The sequence below is a fragment of the Paraburkholderia sp. SIMBA_054 genome (assembly GCF_046534875.1).
Taxonomy (GTDB): Bacteria; Pseudomonadota; Gammaproteobacteria; order Burkholderiales; family Burkholderiaceae; genus Paraburkholderia; species Paraburkholderia hospita.
This window is the reverse complement of sequence record NZ_JAWRXV010000726.1, coordinates 1-274: the sequence shown is the minus strand read 5'-3', so window position 1 is coordinate 274 and position 274 is coordinate 1. Positions and strand designations below refer to the sequence as shown.

Here is a 274-nt window from a genome sequence, read left to right as displayed (position 1 = left end):
CCGCGCTCGCTGCGACTGAATTTCGAGGTCGATCTTGAAATTCTCGACCGCGACGTGGCGCGTCAGGTGGAAGAACGCATCGGCAAGGTGATCGAGGGTAGCCGCGAGGTCAATCTTGCGCGTCTCAAGAACAGGCCATTTCTGGAGCGTCTGCTGGACCGGATTATATGGCTGGGTTCGCCGTATCTCTGAGAATTATCCCGTCCTGCTCGTGAATATTTCCGGGCTGAATTCTTCCAGCAGGTTCGTTGCCGATTTGAGGTCAAGATGCGCC

Annotated in this window: 1 pseudogene; it reads left to right on the top strand. The window is 55.8% G+C overall.

The window, feature by feature from the left end:
• A pseudogene (locus SB822_RS57000) lies at nt 1-192 on the top strand (cardiolipin synthase); the annotation flags it as partial.
• Between the last annotated feature and the right edge of the window lie 82 nt (nt 193-274).